Annotated in this window: 3 protein-coding genes; 1 reads left to right on the top strand and 2 read right to left on the bottom strand. The window is 69.7% G+C overall.

Annotated features, from left to right (window positions below; all coding sequences use genetic code 11):
• Positions 1-1013: AIR synthase-related protein (locus ACFR9S_RS00620; RefSeq protein ID WP_379817737.1), on the bottom strand; the 1013-nt coding region annotated here is incomplete at its 3' end.
• A gap of 79 nt (positions 1014-1092) precedes the next feature.
• Entirely contained in the window at positions 1093-2004 is a 912-nt protein-coding gene (locus tag ACFR9S_RS00615; protein ID WP_379732201.1) for a ZIP family metal transporter, read from the bottom strand.
• 124 nt (positions 2005-2128) lie between these two features.
• Between ACFR9S_RS00615 and ACFR9S_RS00610 the strand changes: the two genes are divergently transcribed.
• Positions 2129-2815 carry a PHP domain-containing protein gene (locus tag ACFR9S_RS00610; protein ID WP_379732200.1) on the top strand — a complete coding sequence of 229 codons (687 nt, stop codon included), beginning with the start codon at positions 2129-2131 and terminating at the stop codon, positions 2813-2815.
• Positions 2816-2969: the final 154 nt, after the last annotated feature.

The following is a 2969-nucleotide window of genomic DNA, read 5'->3' as shown; positions in this document are numbered from 1 at the left end:
TAGTTCCCCTCGGTGATCTCGCCGATGTCCGAACAGCCGAGGTCGAAGCGCTCGGCGATCGCTTTCACGCGCTCGACGTTCTCCGGCGCGACCTCGTAGCACATCCGCTCTTGGGACTCCGCGAGCAGGATCTCCGTCGCGTTCATCCCGGGCTCGCGGGTGTGGATCGCGCCGAGGTCGATATCGGCCCCGAAGCCGCCCTTCGCGACCAGTTCGGAGGAGGCGCCGCCGAGTCCCGCGGCGCCGAGGTCCCGCGCGGACTCGATCAGTCCCTCGTCGACGAGCGCCTCGTTGCACTCGATCAGTAGCTTCTCCGAGTACGGGTCGCCGACCTGCACGGCGGGCCGGTCCTCGGTCTCGGCGTCCTCGTCTAAGTCCTCGCTCGCGAAGGAGGCGCCGCCGAGTCCGTCCCGGCCCGTGGCGTTGCCCAGCAGGACGAGACGGTTGCCGGCTTCCTGTGCCTCGGCAGTCACGAGTCGGTCGGGCGTCGTCTTCCCGACGCAGGCGACGTTCACGAGGGGGTTCCCGACGTGGCCGTCCTCGAACGCGACGCTGCCCGCGACGGTCGGGACGCCGATGGCGTTGCCGTAGTCGGCGATCCCCTCGACGACGCCGTCGAGCAGGTAGCGGGAGTGCTCGCGGTCGAACGGCCCGAAGTACAGCGAGTCCGCGAGCGCGATGGGGTAGGCGCCCATCGAGAGCGTGTCGCGGACGATGCCGCCGATCCCGGTCGCGGCGCCGTCGTAGGGGTCGACGTAGCTGGGGTGGTTGTGGCTCTCGATCCCGAACGTCAGCAGCGTGTCGGTGCCGGGGACCCGGACGACCGCGGCGTCGTCGCCGGGGCCGATCTCGACGTGCTCGCCCTCGCTGTCGAACGCCGAGAGCAGCATGCGCGAGGAGCGGTACGCGCAGTGCTCGCTCCAGAGGTTCTCGAACAGGTGCTCCTCGGCCCGGGTGGGCTCGCGGCCGAGTTCGTCGACGACGAGGTCGTGGTCCGCATCCGCGAGAGGCATTCACCCGTGTGGTCAGCGCCGGTGTCCAAAGGGGTTTCGTTGTGCGCGTTCGTGGATACTCACGGTCGGCGGCGCAGGGTCAGACGAACAGCAGCGGCAGCATCACCGCCACGCCGGCAGCGAACCCCACGACCAGCACCCGGCGACCGCCACCGGGGAGATCCGTCCCCGTTTCGAGCGCCTCGGGGACGAACTCCGTCGCGACGAGATACACCATCGCGCCCGCGGCGAACCCGAAGCCGAACGGGAGAAACGACTGCGCCCAGCGCACGAACACGAACGCGATCACCGCGCCGACCGGCTGGGGGAGACTCGAGAACACCGCGGCACCCACCATCCGCCAGTTCGAGAGGCCCATCGCCCGCATCGGGATCGCGATCGCCGTCCCCTCGGGGACGTTGTGGATCGAGATAGCGATCGTCATGAACACCGCGAGCACGGGGACCGAGAAGCCGAGAATCGGGACACCCCCCTCCAGCCCCAACTCCGCGAAGGAGACGCCGACGGCGACGCCCTCCGGGAAGCTGTGGATCGTGAGGATGCCGAGGATGAGCGCGAGCTTCTTGATGTCGCCCGCCGCGAACGCCTCGGCCTCCAGTCGGTGCTCGTCGTGGCTGTGGCCGCCGTCGGCGTCGTCGTGATTGTGACCGCCGTCGGCCTCATCGTGGCTGTGGCCCCCGTCGGTTTCGGCGTCGTCGCCTCCGATGTCGATCCGGTCGAGGATGCGGTCCGAGACCTCGACCAGCGCCGCGCCGGCGACGATGCCGCCGAGGAGCAGGAGGGGAAGCCCCGTGGAGTAGGCCAGCCCCTCGTTGAACAGGCCGAACAGCGACGCCGACACCATGATCCCCGACGCCAGCCCCCACAGCGCGACGTTCCAGCGGTCGCTGATCTCGTCGGTGTAGAAGAACGGCAGCGCTCCGAGCCCGGTCGCCAGATCCGTGACGAGTCCGGCGACGAACACGAACGCGAGGCTCCCGGCCAGTCCCATGTCTCACCTTTCGTCTCGACCGGCATAACTCTTTTCAGATATCCGATAGTTTTGGCCGTCCTAAAGCCACAGTCCCCCCGGCCGGACCGGACGCCTTTTTACGGCCGGCCGCCAACCCCGGCCCGTGCTTTCGGCCGAGCTGCACTGTCACTCCGAGCTGTCCCATGACGGCCGTGACCCAGTGGACCTGCTGGTCGAACAGGCCGCGGCCGTCGGCCTCGACGCCATCGCCGTCACCGACCACGACGAGATCGACGCGAGCCACGAGGCCGCCGCGCTGGCCGAGGAGTACGGGCTCGTCGGCATCGTCGGGATGGAGGTCACCTCCGCGGCCGGCCACGTGCTCGCGCTGGGGATCGAGGAGGCGATCCCCTCGGGGCTTGACTACGACGAGACGCTCGACCGCATCCACGAACAGGGCGGCATCGCCATCGTCCCCCATCCGTTCCAGAGCTCGCGCCACGGCGTCGCCGCCCACGTCTCCGACGAACAGCTCGCGAGCGCCGACGCGATCGAGGTGTACAACTCCCGCCTCCTCACGGGTCGGTCGAACCGACAGGCCGAGCGGTTCGCGACCGCCCACGACGTGCCCAAGACCGCCGGGAGCGACGCCCACATCTCGGAGATGGTCGGACAGGCGATCACGGAGATCGGGATCGACGAACGCAACGTCGACGCGATCCTGCGGGCGATCCAGCAGGGCCGGACCAGCGTCGTCGGCCAGAAGACGCCGTGGCGCATCTCGTTCCGGCAGGCCGCCGGCGGCGTGAAACGCCGGGTCCAGCGCGGCGTGCGCGAACTGTTCCGATGACCGAACCGCTCCGCGGCGCCGACGCGTCGACGGTCTGGGCGGCGATGGAGTCCGGCGATCCACTACCCGGAACGGGGGGCTTCGCCGGCGAAGTCGACGGTCGGCTCGTCCGTGACGTCCTCGGCCGCGAACCGCTCTACCTCGACGCCGCGAG

It is taken from the genome of Halolamina salina (genome assembly GCF_042678005.1).
GTDB classification, from domain to species: domain Archaea; phylum Halobacteriota; class Halobacteria; order Halobacteriales; family Haloferacaceae; genus Halolamina; species Halolamina salina.
This window is presented reverse-complemented; position numbering and strand designations above follow the sequence as displayed.